At 37.6% G+C, this 17,522-nt stretch carries 19 protein-coding genes; 7 read left to right on the top strand and 12 right to left on the bottom strand.

The genetic code is table 11. The annotated features are described in order from the left end of the window. Positions 1–21: 21 nt before the first annotated feature. From EHQ16_RS08125 to EHQ16_RS08095, 7 genes are all read right to left on the bottom strand, one after another. Positions 22–1,470, bottom strand: coding sequence for a rhodanese-like domain-containing protein (locus tag EHQ16_RS08125; protein ID WP_135631398.1), 1,449 nt, complete (start codon positions 1,468–1,470; stop codon positions 22–24). Between the two features lie 10 nt (positions 1,471–1,480). Then, positions 1,481–2,437, bottom strand: a complete 957-nt coding sequence (locus tag EHQ16_RS08120; protein WP_135631396.1) for a hypothetical protein — start codon at positions 2,435–2,437, stop codon at positions 1,481–1,483. A gap of 3 nt (positions 2,438–2,440) precedes the next feature. Beyond that, a complete protein-coding gene (locus tag EHQ16_RS08115) occupies positions 2,441–2,800 on the bottom strand; it encodes a hypothetical protein (protein WP_135631394.1) in 360 nt (119 codons plus the stop codon). 78 nt (positions 2,801–2,878) lie between these two features. Beyond that, positions 2,879–4,231 carry a rhodanese gene (locus tag EHQ16_RS08110; protein ID WP_135631392.1) on the bottom strand — a complete coding sequence of 451 codons (1,353 nt, stop codon included), beginning with the start codon at positions 4,229–4,231 and terminating at the stop codon, positions 2,879–2,881. A gap of 225 nt (positions 4,232–4,456) precedes the next feature. Beyond that, positions 4,457–5,068 carry a helix-turn-helix domain-containing protein gene (locus tag EHQ16_RS08105; protein ID WP_135631390.1) on the bottom strand — a complete coding sequence of 204 codons (612 nt, stop codon included), beginning with the start codon at positions 5,066–5,068 and terminating at the stop codon, positions 4,457–4,459. Further along, positions 5,052–6,335: a hypothetical protein gene (locus EHQ16_RS08100; protein ID WP_244241999.1), complete on the bottom strand. Its 1,284-nt coding sequence runs from the start codon at positions 6,333–6,335 to the stop codon at positions 5,052–5,054. Before EHQ16_RS08100 ends, EHQ16_RS08105 begins: the two co-directional genes overlap by 17 nt. A gap of 47 nt (positions 6,336–6,382) precedes the next feature. Next, complete coding sequence (locus EHQ16_RS08095; protein ID WP_135631386.1) at positions 6,383–6,859, bottom strand: DUF4395 domain-containing protein; 477 nt, start codon at positions 6,857–6,859, stop codon at positions 6,383–6,385. 138 nt (positions 6,860–6,997) lie between these two features. Between EHQ16_RS08095 and EHQ16_RS08090 the strand changes: the two genes are divergently transcribed. Genes EHQ16_RS08090 through EHQ16_RS08070 form a run of 5 tightly spaced genes read left to right on the top strand, consistent with a single transcriptional unit; the run spans position 6,998 to position 11,776 of the window. Then, positions 6,998–7,918 (top strand): sulfurtransferase, encoded by a 921-nt coding sequence (locus EHQ16_RS08090; protein WP_135631384.1) that lies wholly within the window; start codon positions 6,998–7,000, stop codon positions 7,916–7,918. Between the two features lie 3 nt (positions 7,919–7,921). Next, complete coding sequence (locus tag EHQ16_RS08085; RefSeq protein ID WP_135631382.1) at positions 7,922–9,238, top strand: multiheme c-type cytochrome; 1,317 nt, start codon at positions 7,922–7,924, stop codon at positions 9,236–9,238. After that, positions 9,216–9,950, top strand: coding sequence for a glycosyltransferase family 2 protein (locus tag EHQ16_RS08080; RefSeq protein ID WP_244241998.1), 735 nt, complete (start codon positions 9,216–9,218; stop codon positions 9,948–9,950). Before EHQ16_RS08085 ends, EHQ16_RS08080 begins: the two co-directional genes overlap by 23 nt. A 19-nt stretch (positions 9,951–9,969) precedes the next feature. Then, on the top strand, positions 9,970–11,217 hold the full coding sequence (locus EHQ16_RS08075; protein WP_244241997.1) for an MptA/MptB family glycosyltransferase: 1,248 nt from the start codon (positions 9,970–9,972) through the stop codon (positions 11,215–11,217). A gap of 10 nt (positions 11,218–11,227) precedes the next feature. Further along, positions 11,228–11,776: a TIGR04282 family arsenosugar biosynthesis glycosyltransferase gene (locus EHQ16_RS08070; protein ID WP_341867428.1), complete on the top strand. Its 549-nt coding sequence runs from the start codon at positions 11,228–11,230 to the stop codon at positions 11,774–11,776. Here the strand turns inward: EHQ16_RS08070 and EHQ16_RS08065 are convergent. Then, positions 11,770–12,333, bottom strand: a complete 564-nt coding sequence (locus tag EHQ16_RS08065; protein WP_244241996.1) for an OmpA family protein — start codon at positions 12,331–12,333, stop codon at positions 11,770–11,772. The two genes, EHQ16_RS08070 and EHQ16_RS08065, sit on opposite strands and share 7 nt — an antisense overlap. Before the next feature lie 15 nt (positions 12,334–12,348). On the opposite strand from EHQ16_RS08065, the gene lpxD reads away from it, so the two are divergent. Next, the gene (lpxD, locus tag EHQ16_RS08060) at positions 12,349–13,368 is read left to right on the top strand and encodes a UDP-3-O-(3-hydroxymyristoyl)glucosamine N-acyltransferase (protein WP_135631375.1); all 1,020 of its coding nucleotides are present in this window, start codon (positions 12,349–12,351) and stop codon (positions 13,366–13,368) included. A gap of 3 nt (positions 13,369–13,371) precedes the next feature. Here the strand turns inward: lpxD and EHQ16_RS08055 are convergent, their stop codons facing one another. The 4 genes from EHQ16_RS08055 to EHQ16_RS08040 are packed head-to-tail and all read right to left on the bottom strand — an operon-like array spanning position 13,372 to position 15,239. After that, positions 13,372–13,791, bottom strand: coding sequence for an SRPBCC family protein (locus tag EHQ16_RS08055; RefSeq protein WP_135631373.1), 420 nt, complete (start codon positions 13,789–13,791; stop codon positions 13,372–13,374). Next, positions 13,792–14,139, bottom strand: coding sequence for an arsenate reductase family protein (locus EHQ16_RS08050; RefSeq protein ID WP_135631371.1), 348 nt, complete (start codon positions 14,137–14,139; stop codon positions 13,792–13,794). Next, the gene (locus EHQ16_RS08045; RefSeq protein ID WP_100791794.1) at positions 14,136–14,375 is read right to left on the bottom strand and encodes a hypothetical protein; all 240 of its coding nucleotides are present in this window, start codon (positions 14,373–14,375) and stop codon (positions 14,136–14,138) included. Before EHQ16_RS08045 ends, EHQ16_RS08050 begins: the two co-directional genes overlap by 4 nt. A gap of 39 nt (positions 14,376–14,414) precedes the next feature. Next, on the bottom strand, positions 14,415–15,239 hold the full coding sequence (locus EHQ16_RS08040) for an LIC_11366 family protein (protein WP_135631369.1): 825 nt from the start codon (positions 15,237–15,239) through the stop codon (positions 14,415–14,417). Positions 15,240–15,274: 35 nt separating this feature from the next. On the opposite strand from EHQ16_RS08040, the gene asd reads away from it, so the two are divergent. Next, positions 15,275–17,521 (top strand): archaetidylserine decarboxylase, encoded by a 2,247-nt coding sequence (gene asd, locus EHQ16_RS08035; RefSeq protein ID WP_135631367.1) that lies wholly within the window; start codon positions 15,275–15,277, stop codon positions 17,519–17,521. The last annotated feature ends 1 nt before the right edge of the window (position 17,522 follow it).

Here is a 17,522-nt window from a genome sequence, read left to right as displayed (position 1 = left end):
CGTTGAATTTATTTGATTCCACTAACCACCGCAAGCATTTCCTCCACCGCCGGTCGGTGCTCCACCGCCACCACTTGCAGCAGCTCCCGAAGATGACCCCCGTAAAAAAGCTTTGTCTTCTGATCTAATTTTGTTTGCAGATTTAATAAACTGTCTGGAAACATCTAGTTGGTAATTGGGTACATTTGCATCAGCGTTAATGTTATTACTTTCTGAAAGAGTGGCAATGTCTGTCCTCCAATAAGAAGCTGGTTGGCTGATGGCACTAGGGCTAGACCCAGATGAAGGGGTTCTTAGTCCAAGGGCACCATATTGTTTCCAACCACCTTCATACAGCCGTGTTGGTTTTCCGAGAACTTGATGAAGGATAAACCACACGAGGGAACCTTTGGTTGCATCTTCCCCGTAAACATAAATCTGTTTTCCCGATTGGTAACCTGTATTATTCAAATAGGTTTGTAGTTGGGAAAAAGATTTAAACTGGAATGTTGTTCCATCATATAAATCCGTCGGAACCAAATTGGAAGCCGATTTGATCCTTCCTTCGAAAGTTACCAAACAAGTATTACTTGCAAACGTCGAATTTGTTTTTGTTGTACAGTTAGTATATTTGGAACCAGAAGCTGTCGAATTTACTGTTCCCGTATACGCTGCATTTGGTCTTCCATCAATGATATAAAAACCTTCGAACGGAACAGGGTCTACTTCTTCAAAATTGGTGTTCCCATTTTTAATCGAATGAATTAAATCTCCAATCGTTAGTTGTAAAACCGTATGATCTCGATAAAGGGTTTTTGTCCCAGACCCTCTGTTACTATTTGTATAAGTATAGGAAGGTGTAGTGAATATCGCATTTGATGCAGTTAAATCTGCAATGGATCCATTTAAAACCGCTAACCTTTCCTTTGGATAACCCCAATAGAGCAGAGTGTAATAAGCAAAAGTTGCCGATGAAAGATTGGCAAGGGAAGAAGTATCTTGGGCAAACACTACATAATCAATTGCAGGATCAATCCCGTAATTAGTAAGTAGGTCTGTAATTTTTTTTCCTTTAGGTACAATTCCATCGACAGCCAAAACTCCATCATCTCGAGTATCTGCTAATACTTCTGGTAAATTGGCTATGGGATAAGAAAAGGTTTGTTTCCCGTCAAAGAACACGTAACGACCGCTAGATCCAGAAGTTTGGACTTGAAAAATAACCAAATTTCCTGAAACACCTGCCGGGCGGTTGTTCGACCAATTAGATAAAAATCTAGAAAATTTTGTCGAAGTTATTAGACCGCTATCGTTTAGATTAAAATCGGTATTGGATAGAGTTGCGAGTTCCGCCGGAGAATACACACGAAACAAAAATGGAGTTAAATCCAGTTTGAAACTTTGTGGTAAAAATAGATACTCCGGCAGACCTTTACAACCGATCAGTTGAATGAAAATTAGACTAATTAATGTTAGATATTTTAATTTCATTGGATTACCCTTAAAGATTGTATGGGAGTGTTGCTGCAAATCCCACAGTTTTTAATCTTGCTGTGTTATAACCTGCAATTGTTTCTGAGTAGAATAAGGTATAGAAGTTTCCGAAACTATCCTGATAACTTAAGCCAACTTCCGCATTATGAAAATCCTCTTTTCTTCCCCATGCAGGCCGTTCGTTTTGTACGTAAACATCATAAGGATTCACTCCATAAACTGATGGCTGCGGGAAACGAGTCATGTTCCATGGTGGTTGTTGTCTTGGGTCAGCATAAGCGTAACCACCTTGACCTACCTGTCCACGGAGACCAACAGTCAAAAACAAAGATTCAAAAAAACGTTTGTAAAAGGCTGAGTAATACAAGATATCATCTGGAACTGGGTTTTCTCTTTTACGATAGGAAAACTCACCAAGTCCTCCTAATCCCCAGATTCCGAAATCTTTCGCCAAATAAAGATTTACCTCTCCACCACTGGCACCATCACCCAGGGACTGAGGGTTTCTATCGTAATCTCCTCGTTTGATCCCTCCGATACGAAGTGAGATGGTTGGCATCCAACGGTATTTAGAATCAAATTCGTCCAAAATTTTGTAACGGATTCCAAACCTTGTATCCATAAATCCATATTTATCGGGAACATCGGGAGTTTGTTGTAAACCTAAATACCGATTAAAAACCCGGTGACGACCCAACTTACCAAATCCAAAGGTAAAGTCAGCCGTAAGCCTATCAGTGATTCCGTATTCAAGGGCTAAGTTAGCTACCGACAAACGAACGTTATCATCATATTTTGCTTTTTGTCCGGCGAGAAAAGCACTATCGTATTCAGAATGAATGAATACAGGTCTTACCCAGAGTTGCCTTTCGTATGGAGCCCAAGCTTGTTGTGCGTAAATACTTGGTGTAACAAAAACGGATAGAAATGATATATATTTTATAAAGTTAAAGAAAGATTTCATTGTTTATTCCTTCTTTTTCTCTGGAAGTTTCACATTGAATCTAACTTGAACAAAATATTCAAGTGCTGTGATTTGTTCTTCTGTCAATTTTCCCGCAAAATCAGGAAGGTTGACCCTTCTTTTTTCTGTATTTGGCAAACTTCCTTGTAAGTATTCCAATCGTTCTTCTTGTTCGATCAATTTTACATTCGGTTGTTTTTCTAAAGTCAGATCTTGGTTATAGACTGCTTTTCCTAAATGGTATTTTTCTCTATCTTGGCCTTGTGGAATGTTTGCGATACCACCACCACCAATTCCTCCAGAGGCGAAGGCGGATGAGATCAAAAGTAGATTAAAAATTAAAAATGTTATAAAGTTCTTCATATAACTTTCCCTGCGAATCGATTTTTTTATTTTTAAAAGAGGGACGTTGGATCATCCCTCTCTGTTTTAAATTTTCTTTTAACGTTTGTAAGCTTTATCTTCGTCGATAATTTTTCTAGAAGTAGTAGCGAATGTGTTTAAGTTTGTTGGAAGATTTGGATCAACGTCACCGGCCACATTGTAAGTAATTACTTCAGATACTTCAGGAAGATCTGTACGGTATGGAGAGTCAGATGGCAGTTTTGGTGCTGGACCGCCGCCTGTTAAACTACCCCATTCAATCCAACTTCCATCATAATAAGTAGAAGGATATCCGAGAATCGCAATGTATGAAAATCCAGTCACCTGAGATCTGTTATTGGTACGGCAAAGCTGAATAGCTGTTTGTCCTACTTGATAACCTTTTCCATCATAATATGCTTTTAGATCTGCTTTTGATTTGAATCTAAATTCTGTGTCGAGTAGATCTGTCCATCTAAGTTCTTTGGCGCCTTTGATGCGACCTTCAAAACCAACATATTTACCTGCCACTTCAGAAGTTGTACTTCGGATGACACCATTGTATTCATTGCTACTTCCAGAAGAAGATCTTGCATCTGAGATAAATACACTCGAAGTAAGTCCAGCAATGGTTACGTTATTAGGATTTTTCACGGCAGTGATGACATCTTCTACTGGTAACATAAGAATGGTGTTATCAACTCGAAGAGATTTTACCGAATAACGATTGGTGTAACTTGGTGGGGTGTTTGTAGTTGAACTGAACGGAACAAAGTTTCCATCCGTTACTGCAAGTCGTGGAAGTGTTCCATTTAAGAAGGCAAGATTTTTATGATCAAATCCCCAATAACGGAATGTATAAAATCCACGGAGTGTTCCTTGAACGTGACTGTTGGCATTGGCAGAAGAAACAAAGACAACTAAGTCATTGTTTGGATCAATTCCATAACGATTAAGGATGGTATCCACTTTGGTTCCATTGGCGATGATAGATACAGTATCACTGAGTCCACTGCTTCGTTTTTGACTAAATCCATCTCCACCATCTAGAGCACTAGCTCCATCAGCGAAAGTAAAACTGTAGACAACAACGTCATTTCCGTTTCCCGCAATGTATTCCTTTCCAGCAGTAGCGCTGGCACCGTTTTGTAAGATGACTAATTTACCATTAACACCAGCAGGTTTAGTCCCAGACCAATTGTTTACCCACTTACCCAAAGTAGAGGGAGTGATGAGACCATATTCATTTAGATTATAATCGTCGTTAGATTCTTTTGCTAACTCGGCTGCACTATTCACCTTAATCCCAGAGGAAAGGGCAAGAGCTGCCAGTAGTAAGTTCTTTGTGTCATTATTTTTTGCTCCGCCGCAGGCTCCGATGAACCCCGCGGTAATAAGAGCAATCGACTTGTATAGTAGATTGGTTTTCATTTGTTAATCCTTCGATTTTATTCCCGTTTCCCCCCTGTAGGGGTTGCACCAGAGTTAGGAAACATGGTAAGGTCAGTTTGAAAAAGGGGGTCGGAACAAAAAACAGTAAATCTTATATATTGAACTTAATATCTTATATATTGTTCAATATATTCCCGAGATGTCCATCTTTTTGGCCTTTCCTTTTTTTTAGAATTTCTTGGTTCCAAGAAAACTTTTTTATCTTTACCGAGCCTTTTTGGACGCGATCCAAAGAAATTTAGATTCTTCGCCGAATTCATTTTCAATGGATTCTAGTTCCGCAATGGGAAAGAAAGCACTGTCTGCTGGTTCCAAAATAATTTCTTTGGTTTTTAATTTGATTTTAGTTTTTCCAGAAACTTGGTAGATTTTGATATCAAAGGCCGTGGGTAGGTGACTAAATTGTGTGACCTTTCCTGAGTTTAATTTCCATTCGACAAGACTCAGTCGGTCTCTTTCTTCTTGGTAAAAAACACGAGATTCTGCTGTATTTTTGGGGGAAATCCAGCGTTTTCCTTCGTTGGATCCGATAAACCGTGGGGACTGGGCAAAAAGATCTGGGATCATTTCTCCAATAGGAATCCGTAACGATTTAGATAATTTCCACAAGATCCCGATACTGGGTGTGGTTTTTCCTGATTCAATGAGTCCTAACATTCCTCGGCTAACGGTTGAAAGCTGAGAAAGTTTTTCCATGGATAAACCCAGTTCTAACCTTCTGCGTTTCAAGGTCTCCCCAAGGACAACCGTTAACACTTCATCGACATTTCTTTCGTTTTCTGTTGTGGCAGAAAAACTTTCAATTTCTGTTTCCATACCCAATACTTCCCTTACGGGCTATGTTTGATATATTGGATATTTTGTAAAGTAAAATGAATATTTGTGTAAAATACCAAGCGAGGCAGATTAGGGATATTAGGGCTTCCAATAGGAGGATGGAGTTTGGGATTTCATAGAAATAGGTAAATTCCAGTCCCAAACGGAAAGATGTGAGGTAGGAGAGTTGGGGAACCCATACCAAAATCCAAGGAAAAATTCTTTCTGATTTTGAAGTGACTAGGATAGGAAGAAGGATTAAAAAATACCAAGGGTTGTATACTGGGAGTAAACAAAGAGAAAGATACCCAAGTAAAAAATATAAATCTAATTTTACGGAGATAAATTTGATTTTGCGGAATCGATCTTTTTTTTGGAGGTTGATGAATAAAAAAATCAGCATAGTAGACAATAAAAATATAAGTGGAAATGTTCTTAGGTCCATGACCCCAAATATTTCCCAGAATGGTTCATAAAACTGATTGAATTTGAAACTTCCACCAAATCTTAGTAAGTTGTTGAATCCAAAATCGTTTGAATTTGGAAAAATCAAGTAGTAGATAAAATAAAAAATAAAAAATCCAAATACAAAAGATAAAATAAGAAAAAACGATTCCTTCCATTGTTTTTTCCAGTTTTTAAATGGTAAGTTTTGAATCAGATAAATAAAATAGAATAGAGAAAAGAATTTAATATGAACGGCGAGGCCAAAGATAAAACTAGAAAGGGTATATTTTTTATATTTGATTGTATTTAAAAAAATCCAAAAAAGAGAAAGAATCAATATTTCAAAATGATAGTTTAAATATACTTCTTTGATTAAAATAGGAAAAATCCAATACAGGAGTGAAAACTTGAAGGGTTTACCTTTCGAATATAATAAAAAACTGAATGTTTCTAAAATGAGATAACTAAGTTTTAAAAAAATTCCTGAAAAACCTAGAGAAAATAAGGCAAAATAGAATAAAACAAAAGGTGTATAAATCGTTGTCCAATCCGGATGATTGATTTGTGATAAAATCTCCGTTTCTATTTCACTTAAGTTAGATTTTTGAAATGAATTTTCAGGAGCTATTTCATACGGAGACTCTCCGTTTCGAATTAAATTTCCTTCCCATAAATATCTCGCCCAATCATCTTCCCAAACTGGAGGAAGAAAAATAAATATAACACGAAGGCTAAGGCCGATGAGAAAAATTTCTGTTTTGTATTTTTTAAAAAAAGATTTAGGAAGGGTTACCATCCAAAAAAAGAGAATGGTAACCAAAGAAATACTTATAAATAGAATCCATTGTAACAATGTATTAACGAAAACTATTTATTAAAATTTAGATTGTTACATCTTTCACAAATTTCTTCCGGAATCACTCCTAGTTTCATCAGTAAACCAAATGCAAAACAACCAGCACACCATCCTAAAAAAGATTCGAGTGACGCAAAAAAAACGAGAGTTGCTAAAGTGATTTGGTAAGCCAATCTTAGATCCAAAACAAAAAACACAATGGCACCGACGCTAAATAAAAAACCGATAAGCTGTGCAAATCGTTTGGGTGGTCCTGCTGTGGCTACAAAAGAAATTCCGAGCCAAGGGACTAAGTATCTAGAAGTAAAAAAAGCAAACGGTTCAAACTTTGGCCCGTAACTCAAACGCAAAGTAAACCCGGCAAGTAAGAGTGCGAGCACATAAGGGTTCGGAAAAAGAATCGCAAAAACACCAAGGAATACGACAGTCGAGGCGACAATCCTTGTGACATTTTCATTGACCACGTCCGGATAATAACCAATTTTCATATTGCCCTCCATTCCTTTCCAAAGTACGAGGAGGGTTGCTTCTATCAAGAAAAATTCGCTTTATTGGATGAAATATTTATTTTATTGACGATATTTCGTCTTAAAAGAGAAAGACTTTATAAATTCGGGGGAATTTTCGTGAAAGTACTACGTTGTTACGGAATCTATCTATTTTTTTTCTCTCTTCTTGGGGCATTCTTCGGAGAACCAAGCGCTGGGCCCTCTGTCCCTCTGACAAAACCTGTGGACTCTCCTTGGTTTCTCTCTGCTGAATTGGCCCTTTCGCTTCCAAAATATAAAATTCTAGACACTCGTTCTTCTTTGCCTCGTTTGAAAAACAAAGTTTCAGGAGCGATTCTTTTGTCTTGGGAAGACCTTTCTCGCACCGAAACGCCAAATAAGGGAGATTTATTGGAACTAAAATTAGTTCGTAAAAAACTAAACGATTTAGGCCTCAAACAAGATGATAATGTTCTAGTGTTAGGTGATGGAAATTCTGGTTGGGGAGAAGAAGGGCGAATTGTTTGGAGCCTTAGAGAAGCCGGGTTCAGACAAACCTATTGGATTGATGGGGGGTATTCCTCTTATGAAAAACAAATCCAGAAAAAAACAAATCCTAAACCAGAAACTTTGGCGCTCACATCACATTTTGCAAAAAACAAAACCTCAGTTTCTGCTGCTATCTTTAAAGAGGAAATATTAAAAGGATTACCATCCAAACAACACCAAATTTTAGACACAAGAGAACCTAGAGAGTTTACAGGAGCAACACCATACGGGGAATCTAGAGGAGGGCATATACCAGGTGCTAAATCTTTTTTTTACCAAGAGTTGTTTGATGCCAAAGGGAATATCAAATCAAAATCAGAGGTTGAAGTTTATTTAAAACAGTTAGGCATTCAAAAAGAAAAACCCATTGTTGCCTACTGTACGGGTGGGGTTCGTTCTGCTTTTGTGGTTGGAATCCTTCGCACTTACGGATATAATGCATACAACTATGCAGGATCTATGTGGGAATGGTCAAATGATCCTAAACTTCCGTTGGAAACTGGAAATTAAAAATTGAAACGAAATTTATTCATCCTCCTTTTGGTGTTAATCGTATTCAGTATTGGAGGATTTCTTTATCTGAACCAAAGAGAGGTTCCCATTGAACAAGTGTTCCCTGGTAAAATTTGGGCCAAACCAATCGAGAATCTTCCTGATTTAAAAGGAGTAGGAGCTACCACTGCCAAAAATTGTGGGAACTGCCATACAGAAATTTATGAGGAATGGCAACGTTCTACCCATGCCAATGCCCTTACAGATATCCAATTCCAATCAGAACTTGCAAAACCAAGTTCTCCTAAATGGATTTGTTTGAACTGTCATATTCCAGTACAAAATCAAAGAGAAACCATCATCACTGGTTTACGTAATGGAGATTATTTTCGACCTGTTGAAATTCCAAACCCTAATTTTAATCCTGATATGAAGGAAGAAGGGGTTACCTGCGCCACTTGCCATGTAAGAGTGGATTCGCAGACAAAAGAAAGTTATGTGATAGGTGGAACCGGTGGGACTTCACCTCCTCATCCCATTAAAATTGATCGCAAACAATTATTAAACCGTTGTTATGATTGTCATAATGAAACATATACTTTAAATGAATCACTCGTTTGTTCTTTTCAAACAGGGACAGAGTTACAAGCCACACATTCCAGCCAAACTTGTTCTTCTTGCCACCAACCGGAAGTTCGTCGTTCTTTTGTCAAAACTTCGCTAAACAAACCGATTCGAACTTCTCACAAACATGGGTTTATTGGTGGTGGTGTTCCGAAAAGATTCGATTTGTATCCCGATCAAATTCGATTGGGTTATAAACCTGGGATTGTTCTTTCTCGTCTGAAAGTAGAAAATGAAACCATCGAAATCGAAATTAAAAATAAGAATGCAGATCACCATGTGACAACGGGAGACCCAGAACGATTTTACCGTTTGTCACTTGTCGGCTTGGATTTTAAAGGAAATTCAATTTTCCAAACGGAAACAACAATTGGTCAGGAATGGTCTTGGTCACCTCAGGCAAAAAAAGTAAATGATACAAGAATCCCATCGGGGAAGGTATATGTTTGGAAGTTGAAACAAACGGATCTTCCAGTGGTTTCTTATCTTTTCCAAGCAACACATGTTCGTTTGAAGAATGTTACTTCGGATTATATGAGTCTGTCTTCGGGTTACCTGACTTCTCCATACAAAGAAAAAGTAGAAAAGATAAAAGAATTATACCCTCATAGTTCCCTCGTCATTGAGTCTTTATATCATGTAAATACTAAATCTAGAAAAGACACTCCTTTAGAAGATTTATTCAAAAGGAATGCAGAAAGAAAGGGTGAGTAATGTTCTTTGTATCATTCCTGCACGAGACGAAGAAAGTGGCATTGAACGCGCATTAAACGGATTAATTGCGAATTCTGGATTGCCAAAATCTAGTTTTATTGTAGTGAATAATGCATCTAGGGACCAAACACCGACGATCGTGAGAAAAATGGGACTTCTCACTTTGGATTGCCCCGTGATTGGTTATGGAAATGCCTGTCTTGTTGCGCTCAATTGGATCAAAAATACAAAGTTAGAGCCGGATTATATTCTTTTCTGTGATGCCGATGGTTCAGATGACCCAAAGGACATCCAAAAACTGATCCATGTGATAAAGGAAACTAAAGCAGATTTGGTGATTGGTTCCAGAACCATTGGTGTTGTCGAAAAAGGTGCTTTGTCTCCCATTCAAATATTTGGGAATGCACTCACTTGTTTCTTGATTCTTATTTTTTTCCGGCGTAAGTTTACGGATATGGGGCCACTGCGAATTTTGCGGTATCCATCTTTGGTTCGATTGCAGATGGAAGATCCAACTTGGGGTTGGAATATTGAAATGCATGTCAAAGCTCTGCAACTGAAGATGGATATCATAGAGATTTCAGTAAACTATCGAAAACGATTTGCCGGTGTGTCTAAGATATCAGGAACCGTTTCTATGTCGATTCGTGTGGGAATCAAAATTTTATATACTTTTTTTCGGTTGTTACTCTTCGGTGCCCATAAAAAATAAACTAACAAAAGTAATACTTTTGATTCTTTACCCGGTATTGCTTTTTGGATCCGTTCATTTTGGAAATCGGAATGACTTTGGTATCATTCTTGTGATTTCTTTGATATTACCTATATACTTTTACTTTTTGAAAGATATTCTTTCTATCTTTGGAAATGGATTTCGTTGTTTCCTAACGTATGCCATTTTTTTACGTCTAGTTGTGGTGGGGGCCCCTCCCGTATGGAGCGATGATGTTTACCGTTATCTTTTTGATGCGAAAATATTTTTAGAAGGAATTTCTCCCTATTTATATACTCCAAAGCAACTGATTGAATTTGTGGATACAACTTCGTTTGGGTTGGATTTTCTTTTATCCAATATGAATAGTCCAAGTTATTATTCTGTGTATCCATTGTTATTACAGTGTTTTTTTGCTTTAGGGACAATTCTTGGGTCTCTAGTTCAAAATAGTTTTTTAGGGGTACAAATTTTATTTATTTTGTTCGATGTTTTGAATTTGTTTCTAATCAGAAAATTATACCCTGACCTTTCCAAAGGAGTGTATTGGTTGTACTTTGGAAATCCAATTGTGATTCTTGAAGGAATTTCTCAAATGCATCCCGAAATTCTTTTGGTTACGGGTAGTCTTCTTTTGTTTTTATCTAAATCTACTGTTAAAAAGATTGGTTCTTTTTTTCTTTTGACTCAATTAAAGTTCAATTTTTTCCTTTTGGTTTTTGGGTTCCGGGGAGATCGTAAAGCATTAGTTAGTCTTTTTTTAATCACCATGTTTTCCCTTTTGATTTGGAAAGTAACAGTGTTTTCTGATTTGTTTTTACAAGGAAGTGTAGGCTTAGGGTTATTCTTTCATTCCTTTCGATTTGCCGGTTTATTTGAACCCTTCTTCTATTTTATTTTATACCCATTCCAGGGGGAATATCTTTCTGGAATTATATCGTTTGTGGTAGTGAGTGTTCTTTATTTCTTCTGTTTCCAAAAGGGAATGTTTCGAAACTTTGAATTACCAGTTCGATTTTTGATTATTTATTCATTGTTCCTTTTGTTTTCACCAGTGATCCATCCTTGGTATTGGATTCCTTGGGTATTTTTTGTTTTATACACTCAGAAAAATGAAGAGTTGGTTGTCGCTGTCACTTTTATTGCTTTTTTATCTTATGGATTGTATGTTGATAGTCGTTTTGTATATATCCATTGGTTGGTTTCAATTTTAGTTTTAGGTTATTATGGATTCAAACAAATTAATTATCTTCGCCAAACAACCTGAATTGGGGAAAGTGAAAACTCGCCTTTCTGTTACCATTGGAGAGGAAAAAACATTAAAGATATATTTCGAGTTACTTAAAATCACAGTTGCCGTCACATCAAAACTCAGTATTAAAAAAATAGTGTATTGGGATCATCTAAAAGAAAATCCATTATATGATTTTGGGTTTGGGTTTGAAAATGAAGTCCAGGAAAAAGGAGATCTTGGTTTTAAAATGGAAGTGGCTTTTCGAAAAGAGTTTCAAAGGGGAGCCAAAAAGATTCTCATCATTGGAACGGATTGCCCTTATTTAAAGGAAAGTATTTTACTCGATGCTTACAAAAAACTCGATGAGTCAGACTTTGTGATTGGTCCTGCTCGGGATGGAGGTTATTATCTTCTTGGAATGAAAGAGGTTTCGCCTTTTCTCTTTCATTCGATTCCGTGGAGTACAAAAGACGTTCTTTCTTTGACCATTGATTCCATAAAAAAAGAAAACAAAACCTATTCGTTAATGGATGAACTAGGTGATATCGACGATATCGATGATTTAAAATTTTGGAAAGGATCCGATTATTGAATCGGTTTTACGTTAATTTCTACTCGCCGATTTAGTGTTTGGTGTTCTTTTGTTTTGTTTGGTGATTTGGAATTCCCAAAAAATAATCTTCTAATTTGGTTTGGTTCTACAAAATGAATTAGTAAAAAACGTTCCACCTCTAAAGATCTTTTTTCACTAACGATCAAATCGGTTGCTGCATTTTTCCCTTCATTTGCATGTGCATGAATATCAACTTCATAATTTCGATTCTGATTTAGAAAATCTGCAGTATTTTGTAATCGAACTAAATCCGATTTTGGTATTTTTGAAGAATCTTTTGCAAAATAAATGGTAAATGATTTTTGTTCGGATAGAGTTTCAGTTTTTTTATAAGGGTTTTCGAAAACCACTCCTTCCTGTGCTACCAATGCATTTGTGAACAAAAAATATTGAACAGTGTAAGTTAACAAAAGCAAACGAAGGCTCTTGTTTAGTTTTTGATAGTACATATTATGATCATCGGATGTTTGGAAAAATTCCAATACGATAGATTTTAAATTTGTGATTGAAATATGTCCCTTCCAAGTAGTTTTCAAGTCTAAGGTGTATCAATGAAACTGAAAGATTTGGCTGAACGATTAGGTGCAAGTTTCACCGGTTCTGGTGATTTGGAAATTAGTGGTATCAAAGATTTGGAACACCACACACCAGTAGATCCTAGTAGCATTTATTATGTGGCTTCTAAAAAGTATTTAGCCAAACACAAAAAATCGGCAGATGTAAAAATTGCGCTTACCATTGATTCTTTAGCTTCCTCATTCCCGAATGCCATTATAGTTCCCGAAGAAGGTTCCAAGGTAAAATTCATTCAGGTCATTTCTTTATTCGAAAAGAAACCCAAAAGTGAGGTTTCTATCTCTACGAAAGCAAGTGTTCATCCTACCGCCAAACTTGGTAAAGATGTCACTATCATGGATTTTGTCGTCATTCAAGAAAATGTTGTTATCGGTGACCGGGCCGTCATTCATCCCAATGTAGTTTTGGAACCAAACGTCGAGGTTGGTGAAGAAACTGTAATAAAATCAGGGGTAGTTGTTTATTACAATTGTAAGTTAGGAAAAAGAAATTTGATCCATTCGAACACTGTGATTGGAGCCGATGGTTTTGGTTTTTATGATTATGCGGGCGTTCGTTATAAGGTTCCACAAATTGGAAACGTAATTATTGGCGATGATGTTGAAATGGGTGCACATTGTACGGTAGATCGTGCTGCTCTGGAATCAACAACCATTGGAAATTTTACTAAATTTGATGACCATGTACATGTGGGCCATAATTGTCGTGTAGGGAATTATGTGTACATCGCGGGAGCAACGGTACTTGCAGGATCAGTGACCATTGAAGATGGGTGTTTTCTTGCTGGCCAATCGGCAGTGGCGGAACACTTAACGATGAAAAAAGGATCCATTCTTTTGGGGCTTTCTGGACTAGCAGAAGATTCCAAAGAAAAAACAGTTTATTTTGGAATTCCGGCTAGGCCTGCATTAGAAATGCATCGGATCAATAGTTCTCTCCCGTTTTTACCAGATGTGGTAAAGGGTTTTTCGAAACAGAAAAAAGAAGGAAGTTAACGTTTAAGATTCTAGAATTTTTTTTAAAGAAAGTAAGTTTTGATTCATCTGAGTTTTTAGGTTCATTTTTACAATCCCTTCACTCAGTTTAAAAAGGCCTTTGAGTTCCATTTTGTCTTTGACGATGAGTAGGCAATCACCGTTAGAATCAGAAAATTCATAACTATCGGTAAATGTCATCGCATTCGATTTGCAACTAGCAACAATCAGTTTGTTTTCTATGATTTCTTGAATCACATATGTTTCTGTTAAATTGAGAATCCCTAAATCGATTTTGACTCTGTATTCTGTTGCTTCTCCATTCATCACTTCCGAAGAAATGATACTGGAATTGTATATACTTTGGTTCTGCATATTTCGCACATACGCAAACACATCTTTCACAGGTTTGTGAATTACCGACTGGGCAACTGTTTCGAACATTTATTTTTTAGATTCTAAGATCCATTGTTTCCAAATTTCAGGAACAAATCCAATGGTGGCGCGTTTGCCATCTCTTACGATTGGTGTTTTGAAGAGAAGGGGGTTCGTGAGTAGGGCCTCTTCTTTATCGTATAACATATATTTTAGATTTTTGTCCTCGTAAACCTTTGATTCTGTATCGATCAGATCATCCAATTTTACACTTCCTAAGATGGATCTGAGTTCCCCTTTGCTCATTTCTTTTTCTTGGAGGTTGATAAACTGAAAATTTACGCGTCGCTCTTGGAAGAACATTTGCGCCTTCTTTGAGTCTTTACATTTTTTGGTTCCGAAGATTTGGAGGTTCATCCAAAAATTGACTTTTTGAAATCTTCTAAAAGAGGTTCCGATCCAGACAACATCAATTCAATTTGATCTTTGTCCAAATCATACATCACATGTGCCTGTAGATACTGGGTGAATTCTTCCGCAGAAACTTTTTTTGCATCGAAGTTTTCTTTTAGAAAGTTATACCAAGCGGCAAGGATGACTTTTTGGTGAGCCAATTCTTTAATACCAATGGTAATGATTTTAGAGGATTTCATGTAATTTTCTTAAAGCATGATACTTCTCTAGAAGGATCGTCAATCTAAAAACCTTTGGAACACTGAAAAATAAAGAACCCATGATCCCGAATTCATATCCAACCTTCTAAAAGTTTGTGCAGTGCTCACAGTGGCATCAATGATTCTCGTATCATCAATCACTCCTACCCGTCCATCAGCTCGAATATAAAAACTCGACATTTCCCCATTGTAGTTCCCGCTAAACTTATCAATGGCGACATGGTGGTATCCAAGTCCAATTTGAAAAAAAGTATCTTCGTATAACCTTCGATTGATGGCGGTTTCTACACGGTAGGCAAGTCCACTCCCTCTCAATCTCCCTCTTTGGTTGTAATATCTGGTGTTCGGAGCGGCTTCCCCAATGGAGTAACCCCAAATGTTCCAATCCGCAGAAGTAAAACCCACCCCAAGTCCATTTTCCCATTCCCAATTGCGAAAGATAGGCATGGTAAAATAATACATCCCGAGGACATGATAGGAATATATTTCCGAACGAAGTTTTGTATAATAAAGATCGCTTGTAACTTCTGTTAATTGGAGCATCTGCCAGTCATTTCGACCAACCACAAAACCCACCCTTGAACGTGAATCCAAAAGGAACCGAACAAATCCTTCATAGAGGTTTGTTGATTTACCGCCGTTCAAACTGACACTGGAAAAAATAAGAGGGTTAAAGGTGGAAGAAAATTGTTTCAGGTCTCCATCAAAACGACCGGGAACTCTTTCTCCGGTTCCATACCTCATTCCCACCTCGATCCCCGAAGGTTCTGCATTTAAAGAGCCAAGGGCAACGGAAGAAATCATAAAAACCAGAAACGGGAGAATCACAATACATCTTGACATAACAATTTCATCCAATTTCGTGAGGAAGAACCAATATGGAAACACTCTTTCAAAACGGATCTAAGTTTAATCTGATTTTAGGATCTGACATTCTCAGCCCTTATTTCTATCTCATCCTGATCGCCTCCATTTATTTGAGCTTTCGGTTAGGATTTCCGCAAATTCGTTTTCTCTTTTTAGCTCTCAAAATCCTTACGGGGAATATGGACTTCAAAGGTTCCAAGGGCCAACTCGTACATTCGCAAGCCTTCTTTGCGGGCATTGGATCTTCCCTCCTTCTCGGTTCTGTCATTGGAACAGCCCTTGCCATCGCCTATGGTGGAATTGGCGTTCTCTTTTGGATTTGGGTGATGAGTTTGTTTGTGATGCCCATTCGTTTTGTGTCCTCGACACTTGCTGTAAAATTTAGAAACCAACTCCCTAGTGGGCGTTATCTTTCTGGCCCCATGTATTTTATCGAAAAAGCATTACGAGCTAAGTGGCTTGCCGTAGCTTTTTCATTGGCAAGTCTGGTCACAGTACTTTTGTTTGGTGGAATTTTTCCTTTTGTTGGACTGACTTATATCACAAAGGAAGGATTAAATCTCTCCGGACTTTCCGGCCCCATCTCCATTTCAGTCATTTTACTTTTTATAGTGATTGGGGGAGTTAGGCGTGTGGGTAGGGCGGCTTCCATTTTAGCGCCCATTGGTATCATTCTTTTTATTTTTGGATATGTGTCCTTGTTTTCTGGTGGGATGATTTCTTTTTTTGGATTTTTATCTGATGTTACAAAAGAAGCATTTTCCATCAAAGCGCTGCAAGGTGGTGGTGCTTTTGGAATTTTGCGAGCACTTTCCGCATCTTTGAGTACCTTCTTTTTGTCTACGGAAACGGCTGTTGGTAAATCTTCTGGAATCGCAGGTGTGGTTCGCACTGATTACGCCGCAAAACAAGGATTAGTGAGTATGCTTGCTTCCTTCTTTGAAGGATTTGTGATGGCCACTCTTGTTGGATTTGTTTTGTATTCGTATGGAGCTGTTAATTTAGAAACCATTTTGGCTTTCCCTAATCGAATTTTAGAACAAAAAGAATCTTTACCTGCAATTTTGTTTTTTGTTTCTTTTTTATGTTTTGGAATTTTGAGCCTTGCTGGTTGGTTTTATAGCGGAGAACAAAATGCATTTTATGTATTTGGTGAAAAGTTTGCCAATTTTTTTAGAATGTTGTTCATCGGTTCAACACTTGGCTTTGCTTATCTTTATACAAAATATGGAATCGATGTCCTTAGTATCGTAATGCATTGGGGTTATATTGCTGCTGTCATCACAAGCATTCCTCTGTTAGTTTCCCTTATGTTACTTGGGAAATCGGCCAATTTTGAACTTAAAAAATACCTTTCTGAGTCAGGTGCAAGATACGAAATATTTAAAGATATTTATCTTTTGTTTCTAACACTCCTTCCTAAAAACCTGATCTCCAAACTGTTTGGTTACTTCTCCATGTTCCAGATGCCACGGTTTATGATGATTCCGATTTTAAAGGCATTCGCAAAGGCATACAAAATTAATTTAAGTGAAGCCGAGTTGGAAATTAAAGAATACGCATCACTCAATCAGTTTTTTACTCGTGCCCTTCGTGCGGAAGCAAGGATCATCGATTCAGCCGCCAATGCAGTGGTTTCTCCAACGGACTCCAAAATTACAAGTTTTGGAAATATCAACCAATCAACAATCATCCAGGCCAAAGGGATTGATTACTCCGTAAAAGAATTGTTAGGTTCCGAGAAATACTATCCATATTTCACTAACGGAAAATACATCACCTTTTATTTATCACCTCAGGATTACCACCGCATCCATAGTCCGTTTGCTGGCCAAATTTTAGGTTATTATTATGAACCTGGAAAACTTTTCCCAGTCAATGATCTGGCGGTTCTCAACATTCGCGGACTCTTCCCGAAAAACGAGAGGCTCATCACCTTCTTACAGACCGAATACGGTAAAATTGCCGTCATCAAAGTTGGGGCATCCAACGTTGGAAAAATCCGTGTTACCTATGATAACAAAATTGTGACAAACAACTGGATTCGTTTTGCGAAGGAACACCATTACAAAGACGTATCCATTATGATCGACAAAGGATCAGAGCTTGGCCGGTTCGAGATGGGCTCTACCGTCATTCTTGTGTTTGAAAATGACACCATCGACTTGACAAACATAGCCCTTGGTGACAAAATTCAATACGGAACCACGGTTGGAAACTTTCGATCCAAAACGACCAAACTGCCGGTAAAAGCCTAAT

The organism is Leptospira kanakyensis (assembly GCF_004769235.1).
GTDB lineage: Bacteria > Spirochaetota > Leptospiria > Leptospirales > Leptospiraceae > Leptospira_A > Leptospira_A kanakyensis.
This window is presented reverse-complemented; position numbering and strand designations above follow the sequence as displayed.

What these genes read in the sequence shown, in the direction of transcription:
- EHQ16_RS08125 (WP_135631398.1), bottom strand. Translation starts at nt 1,470, where the DNA reads ATGAAATTAAAATATCTAACATTAATTAGTCTAATTTTCATTCAACTG.
- EHQ16_RS08105 (WP_135631390.1), bottom strand. Translation starts at nt 5,068, where the DNA reads ATGGAAACAGAAATTGAAAGTTTTTCTGCCACAACAGAAAACGAAAGA.
- EHQ16_RS08050 (WP_135631371.1), bottom strand. Translation starts at nt 14,139, where the DNA reads ATGAACCTCCAAATCTTCGGAACCAAAAAATGTAAAGACTCAAAGAAG.
- EHQ16_RS08040 (WP_135631369.1), bottom strand. Translation starts at nt 15,239, where the DNA reads ATGTCAAGATGTATTGTGATTCTCCCGTTTCTGGTTTTTATGATTTCT.
- EHQ16_RS08110 (WP_135631392.1), bottom strand. Translation starts at nt 4,231, where the DNA reads ATGAAAACCAATCTACTATACAAGTCGATTGCTCTTATTACCGCGGGG.
- EHQ16_RS08045 (WP_100791794.1), bottom strand. Translation starts at nt 14,375, where the DNA reads ATGAAATCCTCTAAAATCATTACCATTGGTATTAAAGAATTGGCTCAC.
- EHQ16_RS08080 (WP_244241998.1), top strand. Translation starts at nt 9,216, where the DNA reads ATGCAGAAAGAAAGGGTGAGTAATGTTCTTTGTATCATTCCTGCACGA.
- lpxD (WP_135631375.1), top strand. Translation starts at nt 12,349, where the DNA reads ATGAAACTGAAAGATTTGGCTGAACGATTAGGTGCAAGTTTCACCGGT.
- EHQ16_RS08095 (WP_135631386.1), bottom strand. Translation starts at nt 6,859, where the DNA reads ATGAAAATTGGTTATTATCCGGACGTGGTCAATGAAAATGTCACAAGG.
- EHQ16_RS08120 (WP_135631396.1), bottom strand. Translation starts at nt 2,437, where the DNA reads ATGAAATCTTTCTTTAACTTTATAAAATATATATCATTTCTATCCGTT.
- asd (WP_135631367.1), top strand. Translation starts at nt 15,275, where the DNA reads ATGGAAACACTCTTTCAAAACGGATCTAAGTTTAATCTGATTTTAGGA.
- EHQ16_RS08115 (WP_135631394.1), bottom strand. Translation starts at nt 2,800, where the DNA reads ATGAAGAACTTTATAACATTTTTAATTTTTAATCTACTTTTGATCTCA.
- EHQ16_RS08055 (WP_135631373.1), bottom strand. Translation starts at nt 13,791, where the DNA reads ATGTTCGAAACAGTTGCCCAGTCGGTAATTCACAAACCTGTGAAAGAT.